At 62.1% G+C, this 20,101-nt stretch carries 26 protein-coding genes, 1 tRNA gene and 1 other RNA gene; 9 read left to right on the top strand and 19 right to left on the bottom strand.

Translation table 11 applies throughout. From position 1 onward, the window contains the following. Positions 1 to 91 precede the first annotated feature (91 nt). From EKN06_RS12395 to EKN06_RS12405, 3 genes are read left to right on the top strand one after another with little or no spacing between them, the layout of a single operon-like run. Entirely contained in the window at positions 92 to 538 is a 447-nt protein-coding gene (locus EKN06_RS12395; protein ID WP_127613236.1) for a hypothetical protein, read from the top strand. Between the two features lie 2 nt (positions 539 to 540). Beyond that, the gene (locus tag EKN06_RS12400; RefSeq protein WP_127613237.1) at positions 541 to 1,020 is read left to right on the top strand and encodes a hypothetical protein; all 480 of its coding nucleotides are present in this window, start codon (positions 541 to 543) and stop codon (positions 1,018 to 1,020) included. A 2-nt stretch (positions 1,021 to 1,022) separates the two neighbouring features. Then, positions 1,023 to 1,283, top strand: a complete 261-nt coding sequence (locus EKN06_RS12405; protein WP_127613238.1) for a hypothetical protein — start codon at positions 1,023 to 1,025, stop codon at positions 1,281 to 1,283. A 54-nt stretch (positions 1,284 to 1,337) separates the two neighbouring features. On the opposite strand, the gene EKN06_RS12410 is transcribed toward EKN06_RS12405, so the two are convergent. The 9 genes from EKN06_RS12410 to EKN06_RS12450 all read right to left on the bottom strand — a co-directional run bounded on the left by EKN06_RS12410 (position 1,338) and on the right by EKN06_RS12450 (position 4,836). After that, positions 1,338 to 1,664 carry a hypothetical protein gene (locus EKN06_RS12410; RefSeq protein WP_127613239.1) on the bottom strand — a complete coding sequence of 109 codons (327 nt, stop codon included), beginning with the start codon at positions 1,662 to 1,664 and terminating at the stop codon, positions 1,338 to 1,340. A gap of 19 nt (positions 1,665 to 1,683) precedes the next feature. Next, positions 1,684 to 1,878, bottom strand: a complete 195-nt coding sequence (locus tag EKN06_RS12415; RefSeq protein WP_127613240.1) for a hypothetical protein — start codon at positions 1,876 to 1,878, stop codon at positions 1,684 to 1,686. After that, entirely contained in the window at positions 1,871 to 2,110 is a 240-nt protein-coding gene (locus tag EKN06_RS16190; protein WP_127613241.1) for an HGGxSTG domain-containing protein, read from the bottom strand. Before EKN06_RS16190 ends, EKN06_RS12415 begins: the two co-directional genes overlap by 8 nt. Continuing rightward, positions 2,013 to 2,768 (bottom strand): hypothetical protein, encoded by a 756-nt coding sequence (locus EKN06_RS12425; protein ID WP_127613242.1) that lies wholly within the window; start codon positions 2,766 to 2,768, stop codon positions 2,013 to 2,015. Before EKN06_RS12425 ends, EKN06_RS16190 begins: the two co-directional genes overlap by 98 nt. Positions 2,769 to 2,940: 172 nt before the next feature. Next, positions 2,941 to 3,678, bottom strand: a complete 738-nt coding sequence (locus EKN06_RS12430; protein ID WP_127613243.1) for a hypothetical protein — start codon at positions 3,676 to 3,678, stop codon at positions 2,941 to 2,943. 1 nt (position 3,679) lies between these two features. Further along, the gene (locus EKN06_RS12435) at positions 3,680 to 3,865 is read right to left on the bottom strand and encodes a hypothetical protein (protein WP_127613244.1); all 186 of its coding nucleotides are present in this window, start codon (positions 3,863 to 3,865) and stop codon (positions 3,680 to 3,682) included. After that, entirely contained in the window at positions 3,862 to 4,188 is a 327-nt protein-coding gene (locus EKN06_RS12440) for a hypothetical protein (protein WP_127613245.1), read from the bottom strand. Before EKN06_RS12440 ends, EKN06_RS12435 begins: the two co-directional genes overlap by 4 nt. Before the next feature lies 1 nt (position 4,189). Beyond that, positions 4,190 to 4,372 carry a hypothetical protein gene (locus EKN06_RS12445; protein ID WP_127613246.1) on the bottom strand — a complete coding sequence of 61 codons (183 nt, stop codon included), beginning with the start codon at positions 4,370 to 4,372 and terminating at the stop codon, positions 4,190 to 4,192. A gap of 260 nt (positions 4,373 to 4,632) precedes the next feature. Further along, on the bottom strand, positions 4,633 to 4,836 hold the full coding sequence (locus tag EKN06_RS12450) for a DNA-binding protein (protein WP_127613247.1): 204 nt from the start codon (positions 4,834 to 4,836) through the stop codon (positions 4,633 to 4,635). Positions 4,837 to 4,976: 140 nt separating this feature from the next. Here EKN06_RS12450 and EKN06_RS12455 point away from each other — a divergent pair, with 140 nt between their 5' ends. Further along, positions 4,977 to 5,711, top strand: a complete 735-nt coding sequence (locus EKN06_RS12455; protein WP_205693889.1) for an Arc family DNA-binding protein — start codon at positions 4,977 to 4,979, stop codon at positions 5,709 to 5,711. A 5-nt stretch (positions 5,712 to 5,716) separates the two neighbouring features. Further along, entirely contained in the window at positions 5,717 to 6,949 is a 1,233-nt protein-coding gene (locus EKN06_RS12460) for a tyrosine-type recombinase/integrase (protein WP_127613249.1), read from the top strand. Positions 6,950 to 6,969: 20 nt separating this feature from the next. Here EKN06_RS12460 and EKN06_RS12465 read toward each other — a convergent pair. After that, a tRNA-Tyr gene (locus tag EKN06_RS12465) sits at positions 6,970 to 7,055 on the bottom strand. Positions 7,056 to 7,210: 155 nt separating this feature from the next. Between EKN06_RS12465 and rlmB the strand changes: the two genes are divergently transcribed. Beyond that, positions 7,211 to 8,017, top strand: coding sequence for a 23S rRNA (guanosine(2251)-2'-O)-methyltransferase RlmB (gene rlmB, locus EKN06_RS12470; RefSeq protein ID WP_127613250.1), 807 nt, complete (start codon positions 7,211 to 7,213; stop codon positions 8,015 to 8,017). A 29-nt stretch (positions 8,018 to 8,046) separates the two neighbouring features. Continuing rightward, positions 8,047 to 8,877, top strand: coding sequence for a hypothetical protein (locus tag EKN06_RS12475; protein WP_127613251.1), 831 nt, complete (start codon positions 8,047 to 8,049; stop codon positions 8,875 to 8,877). 99 nt (positions 8,878 to 8,976) lie between these two features. Here EKN06_RS12475 and EKN06_RS12480 read toward each other — a convergent pair whose 3' ends face one another. The 5 genes from EKN06_RS12480 to ffs all read right to left on the bottom strand — a co-directional run bounded on the left by EKN06_RS12480 (position 8,977) and on the right by ffs (position 14,565). After that, on the bottom strand, positions 8,977 to 9,249 hold the full coding sequence (locus EKN06_RS12480) for an HU family DNA-binding protein (protein WP_127613252.1): 273 nt from the start codon (positions 9,247 to 9,249) through the stop codon (positions 8,977 to 8,979). A gap of 292 nt (positions 9,250 to 9,541) precedes the next feature. Then, a complete protein-coding gene (gene lon / locus EKN06_RS12485; protein ID WP_420810794.1) occupies positions 9,542 to 11,938 on the bottom strand; it encodes an endopeptidase La in 2,397 nt (798 codons plus the stop codon). 136 nt (positions 11,939 to 12,074) lie between these two features. After that, a complete protein-coding gene (locus EKN06_RS12490) occupies positions 12,075 to 12,419 on the bottom strand; it encodes a YbaB/EbfC family nucleoid-associated protein (RefSeq protein ID WP_127613254.1) in 345 nt (114 codons plus the stop codon). Between the two features lie 27 nt (positions 12,420 to 12,446). After that, positions 12,447 to 14,306 carry a DNA polymerase III subunit gamma/tau gene (locus tag EKN06_RS12495; protein WP_127613255.1) on the bottom strand — a complete coding sequence of 620 codons (1,860 nt, stop codon included), beginning with the start codon at positions 14,304 to 14,306 and terminating at the stop codon, positions 12,447 to 12,449. A gap of 164 nt (positions 14,307 to 14,470) precedes the next feature. Further along, positions 14,471 to 14,565: signal recognition particle sRNA small type (gene ffs, locus EKN06_RS12500), an RNA gene on the bottom strand. Positions 14,566 to 14,725: 160 nt separating this feature from the next. Here ffs and EKN06_RS12505 point away from each other — a divergent pair. Continuing rightward, positions 14,726 to 15,223: a hypothetical protein gene (locus EKN06_RS12505; protein ID WP_127613256.1), complete on the top strand. Its 498-nt coding sequence runs from the start codon at positions 14,726 to 14,728 to the stop codon at positions 15,221 to 15,223. A 12-nt stretch (positions 15,224 to 15,235) separates the two neighbouring features. Here the strand turns inward: EKN06_RS12505 and EKN06_RS12510 are convergent, their stop codons facing one another. From EKN06_RS12510 to EKN06_RS12520, 3 genes are all read right to left on the bottom strand, one after another. Beyond that, positions 15,236 to 15,514, bottom strand: coding sequence for an ETC complex I subunit (locus EKN06_RS12510; RefSeq protein ID WP_127613257.1), 279 nt, complete (start codon positions 15,512 to 15,514; stop codon positions 15,236 to 15,238). 146 nt (positions 15,515 to 15,660) lie between these two features. Further along, positions 15,661 to 18,090, bottom strand: a complete 2,430-nt coding sequence (gene hrpB, locus EKN06_RS12515) for an ATP-dependent helicase HrpB (RefSeq protein ID WP_127613337.1) — start codon at positions 18,088 to 18,090, stop codon at positions 15,661 to 15,663. 39 nt (positions 18,091 to 18,129) lie between these two features. Then, positions 18,130 to 19,140 carry a polyprenyl synthetase family protein gene (locus EKN06_RS12520; protein WP_127613258.1) on the bottom strand — a complete coding sequence of 337 codons (1,011 nt, stop codon included), beginning with the start codon at positions 19,138 to 19,140 and terminating at the stop codon, positions 18,130 to 18,132. A gap of 145 nt (positions 19,141 to 19,285) precedes the next feature. Between EKN06_RS12520 and EKN06_RS12525 the strand changes: the two genes are divergently transcribed. Continuing rightward, the gene (locus EKN06_RS12525) at positions 19,286 to 19,597 is read left to right on the top strand and encodes a chorismate mutase (RefSeq protein ID WP_205693890.1); all 312 of its coding nucleotides are present in this window, start codon (positions 19,286 to 19,288) and stop codon (positions 19,595 to 19,597) included. Between the two features lie 41 nt (positions 19,598 to 19,638). On the opposite strand, the gene EKN06_RS12530 is transcribed toward EKN06_RS12525, so the two are convergent. After that, on the bottom strand, positions 19,639 to 20,091 hold the full coding sequence (locus EKN06_RS12530) for a PilZ domain-containing protein (RefSeq protein WP_127613259.1): 453 nt from the start codon (positions 20,089 to 20,091) through the stop codon (positions 19,639 to 19,641). Between the last annotated feature and the right edge of the window lie 10 nt (positions 20,092 to 20,101).

Genomic DNA, 20,101 nt, shown 5'->3' on the forward strand with positions numbered 1-20,101 from the left:
TCATTCCTGATAACAGAAAGTCGAGCCGAGGGGAAGCGGTAACTTCCCGCCCGGCTCTCATCGACAACCTTGCGGTAACAAGGAAACGACTATGACCATCAATACACTCACCGCCACGCGGCGGGCAATCCTTGGCGCCATTCCTGCCACAGCCGCGATTGCAGCCGTACCGGCATTTGCATCAACGCACCCCGATGCGGCCATTCTCGCAGCTTGGGAGCGCCGCAGCGCGGCCTTCGCACGGCTTAGCGTCCCGGCCTTCGATGAGCAGGGGGAAGCGTGTCGGCAGGCCAGCGAGGCTGTCTGGTCCGAGATCGACACGGCAGAAAAGATCATCCGCGAGGCGATCGCACGGACCGTTGAGGGCGTGGAAATCCAGCTCTGGGTCGCAATGGGGCACAGCGTCTGCGACCGGCAGTCCGGCCTAGCGATTACCCGCCGTGATCTGGATTACCTGATCCAGCACGAACGCGACATGGACTGGTACGAACAGTTTATCCTCGCCGCCCTCCGCTCCCTCAAGACGATGGGAGCGTGACCATGGCAACCATCGACATCATCTCCCGCCGCCTCACCACACATCAGGCCGCACTTGCCACCACCGGAGTCGATCCGACGTGGGACAAGGCGCTGCATGCCTATTTGCGGGCGGACGTACTGCAACAGGCCGACCTTGAAATCGGAGCTTACGCCGGGGCCAACGAAGTATTGTTGCGCCGTAGATGGGCGCTGGAGACCAAGTACGGCAAAGGCTGGCGCCAGCATCCCGCCGCAGGAAACGAGTGCCACGAACTCGATGCGATGAGCAAAGTCATGGACGACGCATGGGTTCGGGACTTCTGCGCGCCCTTCTGGCGGGTCAGCCGCGAGCTTGCCCTGACCCCGTCGCCAACCATGGCAGCCGCGATATTCAAGGCGTCCATGATCGAGGCGGACGACCTCGCCAACGACAGCGAATTTCCGGCTAACGCGATGGAAGTCCTTCAAGCCGACTTCGCCCGACTGGCAGGGGAGGCTTGACGATGGCCACCAATCCCAACGCGACGGCGCTCCCTCTCGCCCTTTTGGCGCAGGCCATCCCCATGCTTTCCCGGCACGAACTGGAAAACCTTACGGAGCGCTTGATCGACCGCCTCGACGACATGACGCGCGACACTGATCTGGAGGACGACGATCCATCCGGGCAGTGTGACGAGGACGGGGCAAATTGTGGCTCCGGCAACTTCGTCATGCATGGCACCTGCTACAACGGGCCGGGCTGCCACATCAGTGATCCGAACTAGACCGGCGATATATACTACCTTGGCCCTCGCTTCGGCGGGGGCTTTTTTTGGCCGCTAGAACCGAGGAATCCTAAGAGCGAAAGGAGTGTAATCGGCGACAATCTCCAGAGAAGGCTTTGTGCGTTGCATACTTGGGAAGGCGGTTTCTGGAAGCGGAACAGCCACGGCGCAGTGATGCACGTACCGCACCGTCACAACGTCAGGCTCTAGCTCGCCTTCCCTCAAGACATCGATAACATCACCAGCTTGCGGCCTTGCCGCCAAGGCAATTTCACCCGCGCGCTCCTCTCGGGGGTTACCGTCTTCGTCTTTGTCAAAGTCATACAAGATCGTAAGTCGGGCGTAGATAAGTCTCTCCACAGTGTTTTCTATGTCGCTCACGATCCCACCCCTTCTCGAATTAGTTGCCCGTATAACCCGCCCGCGACTTCGCGAACCGCAGCAGTTCCCGCAGCGTGTGCATGTGCTTGTTGATCGCGCGCACCCGTTGCCGGTCGGTGCATTCCGCCTTCTCGGCCACCAACTCATCCAGCTTGTGTTCGCACAACAAAGCTAGGCCGTTCGGGCCACGTCCAAAATCCGGTGTATCAGACATTTCGTAATTCCTTCAAAAGCCTGCCTGCTTCCCGCCGCAGAGCAATGGCATCGTTCGTTTGACCGCCGTGTTTCCAGCTACCGTTTGCTTCGCCCTTGGGCGCGCCAGCACGGCCACCGTGCAGACGACAGCGCTCACGACCGCGCAATGCGGGGCAGCGGCACAACGTCCCCGCCCTTGTCCGGGCTTGGCAAAGCTTTGCGGGAGTCATCAACGGCGGCAGTTCGTCCATGGGATTGGTCTCCGTTTCCTTCCTCCCCCCGGTGGTAATGCACATGCTGATGGGTTTCCTTCCGAACTGTGATTTTCTGTCTGGTCACCTTCTTGCCGCCCCGCACGGTCTGGAGGGTTTCCATTTGCGCGGCGTAGGTACGGGCCAGTTTCGAGGCGAGAGCAGCGTCGCGCTCCATGATCATGCCCCCGCCGTTCAATGCCTGCGCCGACAACCGCATCTGCATCCAGTGGACCGCCACCATCTGCGCTGCCAATGCCGCTTCGGTGATATTGCGCGGCCTGATGTCAGCAACCATGGCCAACGCCGCGTTCCATTCGGTCTCGTCGGCCTTCCAGCGTTGTGTCGCTTCGTCCCAGTGCTTCGGCGCCAGCTTCTGTAGCTGGAACAGGAACGCGCGCATAACCGCCTGCGACCGCGTGCCGAAGGCGTCGGCAATCTGAAGTTCCCAGAGCGCGACATCGCTGTGCGGTGAAGACACCCGCCATTCTTCGCCCTCGGGTTCGAGCATCACGCCCGGCGACAGAGGGCGCTTCATGGCCCGGGCCAGCGCCTTTTGCTCGCCAGCCTTCAACACCGGCGACGGATCGGGGCGGTTGCGCTTCTTGCGCTTGCGCCCCGGCTCCACGTTGACCGCTTTCGGATCAATGTCAGCCATCAATTGCCCCCCCGACATTCAGCGGAGACCCGTCGGCCTTCGTTACGGAATGCCATCCGAGGACCGGGCCGGGAAACCGTCGAAGGTTTCGGTCCCGCCATTCGCCGTTGCGCCAGATCGCGACGACTAGGTTTACCCGGCGTACGAGCGGCGGATTTTGATCGAGCTAGGTTCATGCAGCGACGCCCCATTTTTCCCGACCAAGAACAATGGCGGCCATCCCGATCAGGTGCGCCCGTGATGGCAGCAACGACGCCTCACCCCACCATGCGCTCGAACCGCCCGCGATGGGATCACGTGCATTTGCGGGTGGTTTCCTGCGAGTTTTCCCCGCCTTGGGATGGCTATTATATAAGCGCTGAGACGTGGTCAGCAGATTGGCCGAAACAGATTTGACGGGTTTCTGCGCTTTTGCCTGTTTGACTGCTGACAATGCCTCAGCAGACATATTCCCGCTTGCTGAGACGTGGTCAGCAGTTCCGTTTCCATCTGCTGAGACGTTGTCAACGCCGATTTTTTTCGACCAGTCGAGGTAATCGTTGGTCGCTTTCGCGGTGAAGGGCGGCTTTCCGCTCATAATCCAAGTGAGTCGATACTGCCGGGAATGTCGTTCCTTCCAGACAGCCTCGTGTCCGATGTCGACCAGGCCATGTTCCATCAGGTCGGCCACGGCCTGCGCAATCCTGGCGAAGTTTTGATTGCCCAGCCCTTCGCCGATCTCGCGATAGCTGATCCCGATCTCGCTATTGTTGTACCCGTTGAAGCGGGACAGGATCTCCATCAACACGGCACGAGCGTAGAGGTCCAGATCGCGATATGCGGCGCTGCCGTAAACGCACTTGGGAAGGCCAATAAGGCCCTCCCCGCGTGTGTCGGCGCGGTGATCGGCTTTCCATTTCTTGTTCGCCATGTCAGCCGCCCTGCGTCAGATCGACCTTGCGGCGGCCGGTGGCGAGTTTGATCCCTCCAGCAAATCCCCACGCGGTCCGCATGTTGTCGAAGACCTGCGACGGATGGGCGGGATCGGGCGGAACGCACTCCACCACGAACCCGCTCCCGTCACGGCGGACAAGTACTTCGCCAGCCATAGCGCTCATGCAGTCGCGCTCATGTCAGCGGGCTTCACGGTGCTGTACACGGTGACCTTGTGGCCCAGCACACCCATGCGGCGACCGACCGGCCACAGCTTGCCCTTGCGTTCCAGTTCGGATGCGCGGGGACGAATGCAGTATGCAGGCAGGTCGAGTTCGTCCTGCAATTCGTCGCAGGTCGCACCAGTTACGCCGCGAGCGGCAATAGCGTCCCATACCTGCTGCTGCCGTGCTGGCAGTTCCTTGGCTATCGCGAATGCAGCCTCGCGGCCAGTTGCTTTATCGCCCTTCCAACCGGGCATATCGGGGTATGCGATCTTGTAGGACATCTCAGTTCTCCACGACAAGACCGGCGCGCTCCGCGAGAGTGGCCAGCCAGTCGGCCTGCTTGGGGGTAAGAGGAGTGGGGTCGACTACGCACTGCCCGAGAAAACTCCCGGCCTTGCGAGTCAGGCCCTCACCAGTGTCGAGGATCGTTAGCGCAACAGCTCGGCGCTTTTCGAAGGTACTCATCGCGAGACCCCCTGCCGAACCAATCCGTTGCGCTGCGCTGTCTCGTGGTCGGAGTAGCGCCGACCCCTGCGGTAAACGTCGGCCCATTTGTCGCGTGCACGTAGGAGAGCGTTGCCCCACGAGCGGGTTTGGTCTAGATTGAAACCCTCAACACTGATGCCGCCAAGCAATGTTTCGATACGAGGGTCGCGAACGGAGAGCCGAGCGCGGCCCTCCTGCCTTTCAGGGGTAGGCAAACCCCTTGCAGATGTGCTCATCGCTTACGCGGCCTCGCGGCGGATCGACTTCTTGCCGCTCGCATATTCGAGAAGCTCTTCGAGCATGTAAAAGCGGCGACCGCCGACCATGAGCGACCTCGGACCAATCCCGAGCCGGTGCCATTCCGCCAGCGTTTTGGCCTTGAAGCCCAAAAAACGCGCCGCTTCTGCGCGGCTCACGCGACCATCGGGTGTTACTTCAACCATGCCGTTTCTCCTTTGGGGTCAGATATGGTTCCAATGCTATAGCGCACCTCGACGCGCCCCGCAATAGCTTATGGAACCATAAGTGACCCCATAATGCCTTGACGATGGTCGGGCATCGCCGTAACGTGCCGGGGCATCCCATGATGGAGACGTATGCTGTGAGCGCCGGATTGAACGAAACGAGGACTGACAACGAGCTAGTGCAGCTCAAGTTGCGCTTCAGGGAGGATCTTCGCGTACAGCTTGAGGAGGCCGCCCGCGCCAACAACACCTCGATGAACAATGAGATTGTGGCGCGGTTAAGAGCGTCGATTGATCTTGATGAACGCTTGGCGGGCCATTCAGCCTTCGATCTTTTTGTCGAGATGGCATCGCAGATCAAAAAGGCGGAGGCTCTAACAGGCAAGTCGTGGACAAATGATCTGAAAACATATTGGGTGGCGAGGCGACTTTCCGACGACATCTGGAAACAATACGAGCCGACACCCCCGAATTTTGAGGAAATCACCGCGCTTCAAGTGCGACTGAACGAACTGCATCAGCAGCACAGTGTTTTAGAAATCTTCCTGAAAGAATGCGGCGTTCTTGGACCCATGAACGCACTTTCAAGCCTAGCATTGGGGCGCCGTCCCTACGATAGGGAGCTGCTTGCACAACGGGACCCATCCCAGTGGCATTATCCTGATCGCCCCGGCGAAGTTCTCACCGAGGAAGACCGCTCAATCATGCAAGAGAAACTGGATGAATGGATCAAGACGGGCGAGGAAGCAGCCTCTTTATCCGCGCAAATGAATGAGCTCGCGAAGCCGGGACAAGAAGCAAAGGCTAGAGGTCGGGCGTTGTATCAGCACCTCGTCAGAACCGACGAGGAGTAAGAGGCATGGCTCTGCGCTTTCAGCGGCTTACCCGCCCGGCCATCAAGTCACTGGCACCGGGAATGACATTGATGGAACACGGCATTACTGCCGCGCGCCAAAAAAATGGCGATACTCGCTACAGCATCAACATCATGGTTGATGGAGAACGCATCCACCGCGTCATCGGTCGTGACAGCGAAGGGGTCACCCGCGAACAGGCCGAGCGCGCCATTGAAACATTCCGGACGAAGGCACGTGAGGAACGCTTGGACCTTCCGACCGGGCGCAAGCTTCATCGCACCTTTGCCGAAGCGGGCGCCGAGTATCTGAAAAGGCTGTCCGAGACGATTGGCGAAGGGCAAAAGGGGTTCGCAGACCTTCCGAACAAGCGCCGCCACATCGAGCGTTATCTAACGCCGTATTTCGGCAAGAACCGCCTCGATCGCATCAGCAGCTTTCTCGTTCAGCACTACATCCGCAAGCGCCTGAACGACGGCGCGAAACTTGCCAGCGTTAACCGTGATCTGTCCACCCTTTCTCACCTGATGAACCGAGCAGCCGAGTGGAAATGGATTAAGGAGAGCGAACGCCCCGAAATCCGAAAAGACGACGAACCCCGTAAGAAGATCGTCATCCTCACACCCCAGAATGCCGAAGCCCTGTATCATGGGGCAGTTGCAGATCAGGATCCGGGCCTATGGCTGTTCGTCGCCATCGGGCTGAACACCGGCATGAGGCACAGCGAAATCATGCGAATCAGGTGGGAGGACATCGATACCGACCAGCGACGTATCTTTGTCCCCCAGGCCAAGGCCGGTGAACGCGAGCAGCCGATCACTACCAGCTTGGCGGAAAGTTTGAAGTGGGAACGGATGCAGCGCCCCAAGGCAATCTGGCTTTTCCCTGCGACCCGCGACGACACCAAGACCCCCTACAGACGCGATATGCAGCGCCAGTTCGAGCGCGCGGTCATTCGTGCAGGTCTCGACCCCAAGAAGGTCACACCCCATGTCATGCGCCACACAGGCATTACCCGGCTCGTTAAAGCGGGCGTAGACCTGCCAACGATCCAGCGCATCTCAGGCCACAAGACACTCGCGATGGTGCTGCGTTATGTCCATTTGAGTGCCGACCACATTGATGAAGCGATTGCTGCCATAGACACCGCATTTCTGGGCACGGTTACACCAGAACTACACACGCAGGCACGGCAGGCCGGTCCTCTACCCAAAAATGTAACGAAAATTTCTCATTAATCCTCAGTGGGATGCGGCGGTGGTGGACAGGGCTGGATTCGAACCAGCGTACGCTTGCACGGGCAGATTTACAGTCTGCTGCCTTTAACCACTCGGCCACCTGTCCACACCGGTGCCGCAAAGTAGGGGAGAACCCCGCTTCGTAAGACAGGGCAAAGTGCCCCGTCCGGCCGAGAGGCGCTCATTTGGCGAAGCGGCGCTTGCCTGTCAATGGGGGTGGTCGCTACAGGCGTCCAAAGATTTCGAAAGGCAGTCAAGGCGATGGTAAAGAAGGTCGACAAGCGAGCATTGCGGGGCCGTGCAGGCCGCATGCAGGGCGGACGCGGCAGCGGGCGCAGCGCCAAGGGTGCCGTTCGCATCTGGGGCCGCCATGCCGTCACCTCCGCGCTCAACAACCCGGAACGCGAAATCAACAAGATCTGGGCCGTGCGCGAAACGCTGGAGGAGATGGTCGACGCCGGTGAAATCGAGATTCCCGACGATGTTCGGGTCGAATATGCCGAAGCCGTCGACCTTGGCCGGCTGGTGTCGCGCGATGCCCCGCATCAGAACATCGTCATCGAATGCGAACCACTGCCCGAAAGGCACCTCGCCGATGTCGCGACGGGCGATCCCAAATCCCCGGTCGTCGTGCTCGATCACGTCACCGATCCGCACAACGTGGGGGCCATCATGCGGTCGGCGGCCGCATTCGGCGCCGCCTGCATCGTGACGCAGGATCGCCACGCGCCGCCCGAATCGGGCACGCTGGCAAAGTCGGCCTCGGGTGCACTGGAAAGCCTGCCGTGGATCCGCGTCGTGAACCTGTCCCGCGCGCTGGAGGAATTGGCCGAGCTTGGTTACTGGCGCATCGGGCTGGACGGCGACGGCGAACAGACGCTGGCTGACGCGCTGACTTCCGGCCCCGTTGCGCTCGTGCTGGGCGCAGAGGGCGACGGGCTGCGCCATCAGGTCGGGCAACACTGCGATCAGATCGCGCGTCTTCCGATCGCCACCGCGGTCGAAAGCCTCAACGTCTCCAACGCAGCGGCGATCGCCCTTTACGCCTGCGCGATGCGGGAGCAGTAAGACCGCTGGATCTTGGTGAGGAGGGGATCATGCGAACGCCTTTAACGCTGCGGAGATTGGCGGGCCTTGCGTTTGTCGCATCTTCGCTGTTCCTGGCCGGATGCCTGTTGTCTCCGGGGAAGTTCACGGCGGAGCTGACCCTTCGCAAGGGCGGCGAATTCGCTTTTTTCTATGACGGCGAAATTGCTGCGCTGGGCTTGTCGCAGCTGGCCAGGATGGGTGCGAATGGCACTTTCGAACCGGAATGCTGGACCGACGAAGGGGAAACTCGCCCCTGTTCCGAACGCGAGGTCGCCGAACAGCGCCCCGAGTGGGATGCCAACCAATCAGGGGGCAAGGCCGAGAAGGAACAGTTCCTGCGCATGATGGGCGGGCTCGACCCGGCCGATCCCGAAAGCGCGGCGAAGCTGGCGGATGCCCTGTCGAAACAGGCGGGCTTCGAACGTGTCGTGCACAAGGGCGACGGCGTTTACGACGTGCGCTTTGCCGCATCGGGCCGGCTGACCCACGCCTTCGTCTTTCCGCTGGTCGAGAAACTGCCCGCCGCGCCCCCCTTCGTCACCGTAAGCCCTCGCGCCGACGGCAGTGTCCGGGTCGAGGCGGCCGGTTTCGGCGGACAGGATTCGCTGTCGGATCCGGGTATGGCGATGATGATGGGGGCGGCGTCCAGGAACAAGGGCGGCACCTTGCCGACACCGGTCCTGCCAGATGGCACCTTCACGATCCGCACCGATGGCCGGATTCTCGCCAACAACACCGACGAAGGGCCGGCGACAGGCGCGGGCGGCATGCAAACATTGCGTTGGGAGGTGACCCCGGCCAGCAAGACCGCGCCCATGGCTTTGGTCGAACTGAACTGACGAGGCGCCGAAAAACGACAATTCGTAAAGAAAAAGCCGCGCGAAGGAATGTCCCTCGCGCGGCTTTTCGTGCGCCCCCTTCCGGGGTTGCGACGCATCTTAGTTGACGGCGTCCTTCAGGCCCTTGCCGGCCTTGAACTTCGGCTGGGTCGACGCCTTGATGGTCATTGGTTCGCCAGTGCGCGGATTGCGACCGGTCGATGCCTTGCGCTTCGCCACCGAGAACGTACCGAAGCCGACGAGGCGAACTTCGTCACCCTTCGCCAGTGCTGCGGTAACGGCTTCGAAAACGCCTTCGACAGCCTTGGTCGCGTCGTTGCGCGACAGTCCGCTGCTGTCAGCCACGGTTCCGATCAGCTCGTTCTTGTTCATGAGTCTAGAATCCCCCTTGGTTGGTCTTTGTTTCAAAAATTCCGGGATACGAAGCCGGGAAAGAATCCCGGTTCGCGATCGCGCTTGGCGAGTGCGCGGAATGGAGCCGTTTTTGCCGTTTCTGTCAAAGGCAAATTTGTCCCAAAATGGTTGTATTCCGCCGTTTTTGAGACAAAACGTGGGTCAGACGCAGTGATGCGCGGCCCCATCGGAACCGCGCATCAAATATGCCGCAATGCAGCATGCTTTTTGTTTCAGCAGAAACCTGCTGCATGTAACGATTCGCCCTCGCTCAATGCGCGGTCCGCGAAAGCTCCCCGTTTGCATGCATCGGGCCCGGCTGACTGGCGATATCGTCCTCTTCGCTCCATTCGATGGGCGTCAGCGGTTCGGTCAGGGCGCGGGCAAGAACCTCGTCGACATGACTGACCGGGATGATTTCCAGCTGCTCGATGATGTTCGCCGGAATTTCCACGAGATCCTTTTCGTTCTCTGCCGGAATGAGCACCGTCTTGATGCCGCCACGCAATGCGGCGAGTAGCTTTTCCTTCAGCCCGCCGATGGCCAGCACGCGTCCGCGCAGCGTGACTTCGCCTGTCATCGCCGTGTCCGCACGGACCGGGATGCCGGTCAATGACGACACGATCGAAGTGACCATGCCGACGCCTGCGCTCGGCCCGTCCTTGGGCACCGCACCTTCGGGAAGGTGGATGTGGATGTCCTTGCGATGGAAGATCGACGGCTTGATCCCGTACGCGGGTGCGCGCGCCTTCACGAACGAGAACGCCGCCTGGATGGATTCGGTCATCACCTCGCCCAGCTTGCCGGTCGTGCGCACCTGGCCCTTGCCGGGCACGGTCACGCTTTCAATCGTCAGCAGTTCGCCGCCCACTTCGGTCCAGGCAAGGCCGGTCACCGCGCCGATCTGGTTTTCCTCGTCCGACACGCCGTGGCGGAATTTGCGCACGCCGGCAAAATCGCCAAGATTTTCGGCGGTGATCGTGACCGTCGTCACCTGACCTTCGAGGATCTTGCGCAAGCTCTTGCGCGCCAGCCGCGCGATCTCGCGCTCCAGCGTCCGGACGCCCGCTTCGCGTGTGTAATAGCGGATAAGGTCGCGCAAGGCCGGTTCGGTCAGTTCGAACTCGCCCTTCTTCAATCCGTGCAGCTCGACCTGTTTCTCGATCAGGTGACGTTGCGCGATTTCGACCTTTTCGTCCTCGGTGTAACCTTCGAGCCGGATGATCTCCATGCGATCGAGCAGCGGCTGCGGCAAGTTCAGCGAGTTCGCCGTGCAGACGAACATGATGTCCGACAGGTCGTAATCGATCTCGAGATAGTGATCCTGAAACTTCGCGTTCTGTTCGGGATCGAGCACTTCGAGCAGGGCCGAAGCCGGATCGCCGCGGAAATCCTGACCCAGCTTGTCGATCTCGTCGAGCAGGAACAGCGGGTTGCTCGTGCCCGCTTTCTTGAGGTTCGACACGATCTTGCCGGGCAATGATCCGATATAAGTGCGGCGGTGGCCGCGAATCTCGGCTTCGTCACGCACGCCGCCCAGCGACTGGCGCACGAATTCGCGACCGCAAGCCTTGGCGATAGACTGGCCCAGCGAGGTCTTGCCGACACCCGGAGGCCCGACAAGGCACAGGATCGGACCCTTCAGCTTTTTCGTGCGGGTCTGGACTGCCAGATACTCGACGATGCGATCCTTCACCTTGTCCAAGGCGTAATGATCGGCATCGAGCACCTTCTGCGCTTCGCCGATATCCTTCTTCAGCTTGCTCTTCTTGCCCCACGGCAGGCCGAGCAACACGTCGAGATAGTTGCGGATGACCGTCGCTTCGGCGCTCATCGGCTGCATAGAGCGCAGCTTCTTTAGCTCGGAATCCGCCTTGGCCCGCGCTTCCTTCGACAGCTTCGTCGCTTCGATCTTGGCGGCCAGTTCGGCGATTTCGTCGCCGCCCTCTTCGCCACCGCCCAGTTCGTTCTGGATCGCCTTGAGCTGTTCGTTGAGATAATATTCGCGCTGCGTCTTTTCCATCTGGCGCTTTACGCGGCCGCGGATCTTGCGCTCAACCTGCAGCACGCCAAGCTCGCCCTCCATGAAGGCCATTGCCATTTCCAGCCGCTTGAGCGGATCGCGTTCGGTCAGCATCGCCTGCTTGTCGGAAACCTTGGCCGCGATGTTGGACGCGACCGCATCGGCCAGCCGCGAGGCATCGTCGATTTCGCCCAGCTGGTCGCCCGCGTCGGCGGACAGCTTCTTGTTGAGCTTGGCGTAATCGTTGAACTGTTCGACCACCTGCCGCATCAGAGCGGCAACCTCGGTCCCGCTGGCCGTAATCTCGTCCATCGGTTCGACCGTCGCCATCAGCATCTGGCCGCGTTCGTCAAGGCTGCGCATTTCCGCGCGGCTCTGCCCTTCGACCAAGACGCGCACGGTGCCGTCGGGCAGCTTCAGCAGTTGCAGCACGCTGGCCACGACGCCGACGTCATAAAGATCGTCGGAGCCCGGATCGTCGCAGCCGGGATCGAGCTGCGACACCAGCATGATGTCCTTGTCCCCGGCCATCGCCGATTCCAGCGCGGCCACCGATTTTTCGCGCCCCACGAAAAGCGGCACGACCATGCCCGGAAACACGACGATGTCGCGCAAGGGCAGCAGGGGATATTCGTTCATCGACATTGGTTCCGTCCACGAAAATACATCATCGGTCATCCATCATAGGATGACTTGCGCAGCGCGGGTTTTGCCCCGTTGCGCCATCGGTCCCGATATGGGGCGTTTTGGCGCTACGACAAGCAATGTGCCATGTCCGTGGTCAGAGGCCCAGCTTGGATAGATCGAAACCGGGGGGAAGTCCGGCGCTCTGCTGCACGCGGGCCATTTCCTCGCCCGCTTTCTGGTCGGCGCGGCCGCGCGCATCGTTGAACGCGGCGGTGATCAGATCCTCTAGCATCTGCTTTTCGGCAGGCACCATCAGGCTGTCGTCGATCGCCACGCCAAGGATACGGCCCTTGGCGGTGCAGCGGATTTTTACCATCCCGCCGCCCGACTGCCCCTCGACCTCGATAGCGTCGAGCGTCGCTTGTGCCTCGTTCATCTGCTTCTGGATCGTTTCGGCCGCAGCCTGGGCAGCCTGGATCATTTCTTCCATCGACTTCATCGTTCGTGTCCTTGTCGTGGGGACCTTTCAGGCCCTTCGGATATCCTTTTCGCCGCCGTGTTCCAGCAGCCTGGCATCGGGAAAGGCATCCATCGCGGCTTTCACCATTGGCGAATTGCGCACGATATCTGCCTCCGCCTCGGCCTCTGCCTTGCGGCGTTCGGCGATGGTCGGCGTGCCGTCTTGGTCCGCGCCGCCGCGTTCGATCTGCCAACGTTCACCCGTCGCGCGATAGAGCGCATCACGCAGTTCGGGGCCGACGTCTTCCTTGTAACCGGGGGCGAGTTGGTATCGCAGGTGCCCCGGCGCAAGGTCGATCACGCGAATCCAGTCGGACATGACCTGACCGACGCGCAACTGCCCCGCCGCCTCGACCTGCGCGATCAATGTTTCCCAGCTCGGCGGCGGTCCTGCATGTGCGTGGCCAGCAATCGCGTCAGAGCGAGCAGGCGAGGCACCTTGCGATGCGGCGGCGTCCGGTCCCGACTGTCCAGCAATCGGCTGCCCTGCCAATTCAGGACGCGCGGCGATTTCGTCCAGCTTGCGGACCAACGCGCCCGGATCGGGCATGTCGGCTGCATGCATCACGCGCAACAGCGCCATCTGCGCCGCGACGATGGGTTCGGGGGCGGTGCGGACTTCGTCATGCCCCTTCAGCAAAAGCTGCCAAAGCCGATGCACTTGCGCCGCGCCAAGCTTTGCCGCCCAATCCGCGATGGCTTCCCGCTCTTCCGCGCTGGGGCCTTGCGCCTCGCCCTTGCCCAACTGGCAAAGCGCGATGCGGTGAACAAGTTCCATCTGCCCGCGCATCAATGCGATCGGTTCGACACCCAGCGCATATTGGCGATCCACCACGTCGAGCAATTCGGAGCCGTTACCTGCCAGCAGCGCGGCCAACAGCTTGCGCTGCACGCCCTTGTCGGCAAGGCCCAGCATGTCGCGCACCTGTTCGGCGGTGACGTGCGTGCCCTCGCCCTCGCTCGCCATGTCGGCATGGGCGATGGCCTGATCCAGTATCGACTGCCCGTCGCGCGCGGACCCTTCTGCCGCCGACGCTATGATGGCGAGAGCCTCGGGGTCGGCTTCGACACCTTCGTTGCGGCAGATCATCGAGAAGTTTTCGACCAGCATCGGCGCGGTAATCCGGCGCAGGTCGAAACGCTGGCAGCGGGACAGCACCGTCACCGGCAGCTTGTCCACCTCTGTCGTCGCGAACAGGAATTTCACGTGCGCGGGCGGTTCCTCTAGCGTCTTGAGCAGCGCGTTGAACGCGTTGCGCGACAGCATGTGGACTTCGTCGATGATGTAGATTTTATAGCGCGCCGAAACGGCGGCATAGCGGACCGCCTCGATGATCTCGCGGACGTCGTCGACACCGGTATGGCTCGCCGCGTCCATTTCGATCACGTCGATGTGACGCCCTTCGGCAATGGCCCGGCACGGTTCGCAAACCCCGCACGGGTCGATCGTCGGGCCGCCGGTTCCGTCAGGGCCGATGCAATTGAGCGCCTTGGCAATAAGGCGCGCCGTGCTCGTCTTTCCCACCCCGCGCACGCCGGTCATCAGGAAGGCATGGGCAAGGCGATCGCGCCGGATGGCGTTGGCCAGCGTCTGAACCATCGCGTCCTGCCCGATCAATTCGCCGAACGTCTGGGGACGATATTTGCGCGCCAGCACGCGATAGGGCTGCGTCGTCGCAGGTGCCTTGACGGGCGCTTTTACAACGGGCGCAAGCTCAGAAGGCGGGGCTTCAGGCGCAGCAACGGTAGGCGCGATCGGATCGCCGAACAGCGCGCTCTGGCCAGCCGCCTCAAGTTCCGCCGCGCTGGGCTTCGCTTGTTCGCCGTCAGGCTCTTGGGAACCGAAAATGTCGGGTGAATCGGACATGGCCATGTAATCTAGGGACGGCGGCCGCGTCTGTCGAACTGCGGCGCGATTGAATCCGCCGAAAGTTGTGAAATCACCAGCGCCGGCGCGGGCGCTCGACAGCAGCGCGATCGGACGGTGATCGCGGCGGTGCGCCGCACAGCCGCAACTTGCGGAAGGAAAATGAAAAAGGAGCCGGGCGACCCGCTGCCATCCGTTGTGGCTGCTTCCTTCCGGACCTGACCAGGTTGGCGGACGCGAACGTCCACCCGACTCCCGATGCGCGATATGGCGATCTTGGCCGCCCTTGGCAAGTCCGCGCTTTCGACCACGTAGAGTCCCGGTACGAGACGGTTCATTACCGGATATGGTTACCGGGTTTTGCCCGGATTTCCGCCGATGTTAGGGATACGAATGAGGTTTCGAAAGTTAATCGCTTTATGAAAAATCGCGTTCTCATAGCTCCGCTGCTCGCCTTTGCGATGATGACGACCCCTGCGATGACGGCTCATGCCGAATCATGGGACGGCGTTAACTTTGGGGACGATGCCGGTGATTTTGCCAATGACGGCGAATGCGACGATCTGCGTTTTACCGGCGAAGGCATGACCGAAACACCGTTGCTGCCAGACGATATCTTTCGCGACGCCAGCGACTGCCACACCGCCTATCTCAGCGGGACGGTGACGCTGGCGCCGATGTTCATCCGGCTTTCGGGCGAAGCGGAAATCGTGTGGGGCGACGATAGCGGCGATTTTGCCCGTGACGGCGAATGCGACGATCTTCGGTTCGAAGGTCCGGGACTGACCGAAACACCCTTATTGACCGACGATATCGGCCACGACGCAACCGATTGCCGCATGGCCTACAAAAAGGGCGAAATCAGCTGGCGAATGGGCGCGATCGCGCCGTTGCTGACGGCTGCCAACTACGCCTGAGTTAAGTCGTTATCAGCGAAAATTGTCGGCGTAGGCCTGCAGCTTGAGGCGGCGTGCCGGGGTTGGCACGACATGAACGTCGATTCCGTACTTGTCGGCATAAGCCTTGGCAGCATCGCAATCGGGGAAGCTGAGTTGCACCTGCTGCTGCGTGTCGCCCGATCCGGCCCAACCCATCAGGGGGTCCGGCTTCTTGGCTTCGGCAGGCACGAAATCCAGCACCCAGTCATCCGTGCGCGCACGGCCTGATTGCATCGCGTTCTTAGGACGTTGGTAGATACTGGCTGGCATTACATTTGGTCCCTCAGGCGCCGGGCGGCCCCATCCGGGCCTTGGCTATGCGCCAATAAGGCGCGGCGGCCGTTTGGCCTTGCGGCCCGGCGTTCGCCGAACCGTTATGCGAATTGTACGCCATGCTCAAGTGATCTCGACCGTGGTCAGCCACCCTTTGCAAGGGCGTTCTTGGTCTTCAGGCTCGGCTTTTCTTCCCATGGGCGTTCGGGCCAGCGGTGGCGGGGGTAGCGGCCCTTCATATCCTTGGCCACATCAGCCCAGCTTCCGCGCCAGAAACCGGGCAGGTCGCGGGTCGCCTGGATCGGCCTTCCCGCCGGGCTGGTGAGATTGAGCAGCATCGGCGTCGTGCCGATCATCGGATGACTGTCCAGCCCGAACAGCGCCTGTACCCGCACTTCTACCACGGGGGCGTTTTCCCCGGCATAGTCGATGGCGTGGCGAGTGCCCGCAGGGCTGGTGAATTCCCGCGGGGCCAGCCGGTCCAGCCTTTGCCGCGCATCCCAATCGATCCGCGCCAGCACCGCGTCGATCACCGCGCCCCTTGGCAGGTCGAGATCGCGCCAGCCATGCAACAGCGGCAAAAGCCAATCCTCTGCCGCAGCTGCCAGCGCATCACGGTGCAGTTCCGCGATACCTGCATGGGCCGCCCGCGCCAGCAGTGACGCAGGAACGATAGTATCGAGCCGCTCGCGCGCCTTTCCCAGCAACAGCGAGGCCACGGCGTCGGCATCGGGTTTGGGGTCCGGGCCGCTGGCCAGCGTAATTGCGCCCAGCTTTCTTTGCAGCCGCGCTTCCGCCCGCCCGTCTGCCGCGTTCCACGAAACGACCGAACGCCGCTCGATCCGATCGGCAAAAATCGCCTCCACATCGGATGCATCAAGCGCGGCGGCGGCGGTGATCCGCGCGCCCTTTGCCAGTCCCTGCGCATCGCCGATGGCCAGCCACTCCGCCCGCGCCAGAGACGATGCGGGATCGAGCACGAAGCCACGGCCCGAAACCGAAATCCAGTTTTCCCCGCTCGCGTCCCGCCGCCGGGCGACGTTGCCGGGCATGGCTAGTGCAAGGAACGTCGCCGGGTTTGCGCCGGACGCAACGGGCTGGTCGATCAGTTTCGCTGCACGCGTGGCCCATCCGTCCGCCAGTCGCCGCGCGGCATTAGCACGCCCGCCGCGATCGACGGCAAACTGCGACAGGCGATGGAGCAAGTCCTCCCCCCGTCCGCCAAGCCCGCGTTCCTGCAACAGCAAAGCCACACGTGCGGCTTCGCGTCCCTGCCCCGCTTCTGCACCGAACAGGACCATCGCGGCGTGAACCGGGTCCATCGGCAGCGCTGACAACTTCTCGCCGAACGCTGAAATCCGCCCTTCGTCATCGAGCGCGCCCATCGCCAGCAACCATTCCCGCGCGCCGGACAGCGCGGATGCGGGCGGCGGATCGAGCCATGGCAGCCGCGTCGGGTCAGCCTCTCCCCATCGCGCTAGCGCGAGCGTCAGCGGCGCGAGATCGGCGGTCACGATTTCCGGCGGATCGAATTCGGGACGTCCGGCGTGCCCCGCCTCTTCCCACAAGCGGTAGGCGACGCCCGGCCCCTGCCGCGCCGCGCGGCCCGCGCGTTGGGCAGCAGCGGCGCGGCTGGCGCGGCGGGTGACGAGATGGCTGGTGCCCGCCGCGATGTCGAATTCGGCACTGCGCGCGACGCCCGAATCGACCACGACCGAAACCCCGTCCAGCGTCAGCGACGTTTCCGCGATCGACGTGGCCAGCACGATGCGCCGCCGCCCTTCCGGATCGCGCCGGATGGCAAGCCGCTGAGCCGCTGGCTCGACCTGTCCGTGAAGCGGCAGGATCGGCGTGCCCGGAAGCCGCTGCTCCAGCCGTTCGCGCACCCGTTCGATCTCGCCCACGCCGGGCAGGAAGGCGAGCACGTCGCCAGTTTCCCCATGCCACGCGGTCAGCACCGCGCTTGCGACCTGTTCGTCGATCCGTCTTTCAGCCTTTGCGCCCAGCCATTCGATGCGCAGCGGCCAGGCCTTGCCCTCGCTTTCGATAGCGGGCGTCCCCTCTCCCAAAAGGCGTGCGAAGCGTGCGCCGTCGATCGTGGCGCTCATCACCAGCAAGCGCAGGTCTTCGCGCAGGACCGACCGGCTTTCGATGGCAAGCGCGAGGCCGAGATCGGAATCGAGGTGCCGTTCGTGCGCTTCGTCGAACAGGACCGCCGATACGCCGGGCAATTCGGGATCGGCGACGATGCGGTTCACGAAAATCGCCTCTGTCATCACGACGATGCGCGTGTTTTTGCCGATGCGACTGTCCATGCGGGTGCTGTAACCCACTGTCTCGCCCGCCTTTTCGCCCAGCATTTCCGCCATACGTTCGGCAGCGGCGCGGGCCGCCACGCGGCGGGGGCTGAGCAAAAGGATCTGCCCGTCGCACCACGGTTCCGCCAACAGCGCGGGCGCGACAGCGGTGGTCTTGCCCGCGCCGGGTGGCGCCACAAGAACTGCTCCACAATGCTCTCGCAACGCGACAAGAACGTCGGGTATGACCGTTTCGACGGGAAGGCGCGTTGGGATCGACACTTTACGCAACCGAACCGGAATGCCGCACGGGAATCAGAAGCGGCGCGAAACCGCGAACTGCGCCGCTTCGATCATCGCGGCGCGCGCTTCGTTGGCCGGGAAACCCGAAATCGCGTCGATGGCGCGGTTGGCGAAGTGCCTTGCCCGCTCTCGCGTGTCGGCCACCGTGCCGTGCTTTGCGATGAGCGCGGTGGCGTGGGCGAGATCGTCGTCCGAACTGCGCTTGCCGCGCATCGCATCCTGCCAGAACTGGCGTTCCTCGGCATCGCCGCGCGCATAGGCGAGGATCACGGGCAGCGTCATCTTGCCTTCGCGGAAGTCGTCGCCCTTGTCCTTGCCGCTTTCGCCGACGTCGGAATCGTAATCGATCGCATCGTCGACCAGCTGGAACGCGATGCCGAGGTTCCGGCCGTAATCGTCGAGCTTCTGTTCGATGCCGGGATCGCGTTCGGCCACCACGGCGGCGATACGACACGCGGCGGCGAACAGCGCGGCGGTCTTGGCCCCGATGATCGACAGGTACTGTTCCTCGCCCGTTTCGACCCGGCGCTGGGCGGTCAGCTGATCGACTTCGCCCTCTGCGATGATCGCGCTGGCGCCCGAAAGGATCTTCAGCACCTTCAGGCTGCCGTCTTCGACCATCAGTTCAAAGCTGCGGCTGAACAGGAAATCGCCGACCAGCACGGCTGCCGGATTGCCGAAGATCATGTTCGCGGCCTGTTTGCCGCGGCGCATGTCGGACCCGTCGACGACATCGTCGTGCAACAGAGTCGCGGTGTGGATGAATTCGACAGAGGCAGCCAGCTTATGATGCCGGTTGCCTTCGTATTCCAGCAGGGCCGCGCTCGCCAATGTCAGCATCGGGCGCATCCGTTTGCCACCGCCTGCGATCAGGTGGCCGGCAAGCGCGGGAATCAGTGGAATCTTGGACTGCATGCGGTCCAGAATGATCTGGTTCACGCAATTCATCCCGTCCGCGGTCAAGGCCAGCACGGGGGCGAGCGAAGGCTCGTTTCGGGGCATCTGATGCACGGTAGCGTTCACGCGGGCCCGTTTGGGCGTTGGCGCGTGCCAAGGCAAGTCGTTTTCCCGCCAGTCAGCGAATTGGCGCGCGCCTGCTCAAGTAAGGCAAGTTCTTTGACATTAGGCTTTGCGCGTTGCGATGCGGCTTTGCTAGGAGCCTTGAACAATGGATGGTTCGAACAACAAAATGGGCAATGCGCCGGATGCGGTGCTGGCAGGTTTCCGCAAGAGCATCGACAACATCGATGCGGCGCTGGTTCATATGCTGGCCGAACGGTTTCGCATTACGAAAGCGGTGGGCGAATACAAGGCGACGACCGCCCTGCCCCCTGCCGATCCGGCGCGCGAATCGGATCAGATCGCGCGGTTGCGCAAGCTGGCTTCCGAAGCCGATCTCGACCCCGAATTTTCGGAAAAGTTCCTGCGGTTCATCATCGATGAGGTGATCCGCCACCACGAACAGGCGCGCGACCGCTGATCGCCCGATAACGCTTGCCGGTTCCCGTTCGTAAAAGCAGTTCAGTCGAAGAACACGACCTGAACCGCATAGAAAATGGCCACTGTCACAGTGAGGAAAGCGACCAGCATCGCCAACGAACGATGTTCGCTATGCGGTTCGGCCCGTTCTGCGGGAACGCGGCGGCGTTCAACCGGTCGATGACGGTTGCGTTTCGAAGCCATTTCAGCCTCGAAAACCACGGCTTCGGGAATCGGCTGAACGAACTGGCACCCATATTCGTCGGTATCGTTCCACATGACTTTTGCCGTGGTCATGCCGATCTGCGGCAGGTCGACCTGCACCTGATCGCCCAAGCGCAGAGGTCGCGGGCTGTTGAGCAGCATGCCCGTTGTCGACAAATTCACCAGCGTAAGCGGATAGTTGCCGCCGGCATGGCTGGTCATCAGCCGAACCGGGACGCGGTCCGCGCGACGCTCTTCGCGCATTCGTGCCATCGCCATGCCCACGTTCACCAACCCCTTG

It is taken from the genome of Croceicoccus ponticola (assembly GCF_004004515.1).
GTDB lineage: Bacteria > Pseudomonadota > Alphaproteobacteria > Sphingomonadales > Sphingomonadaceae > Croceicoccus > Croceicoccus ponticola.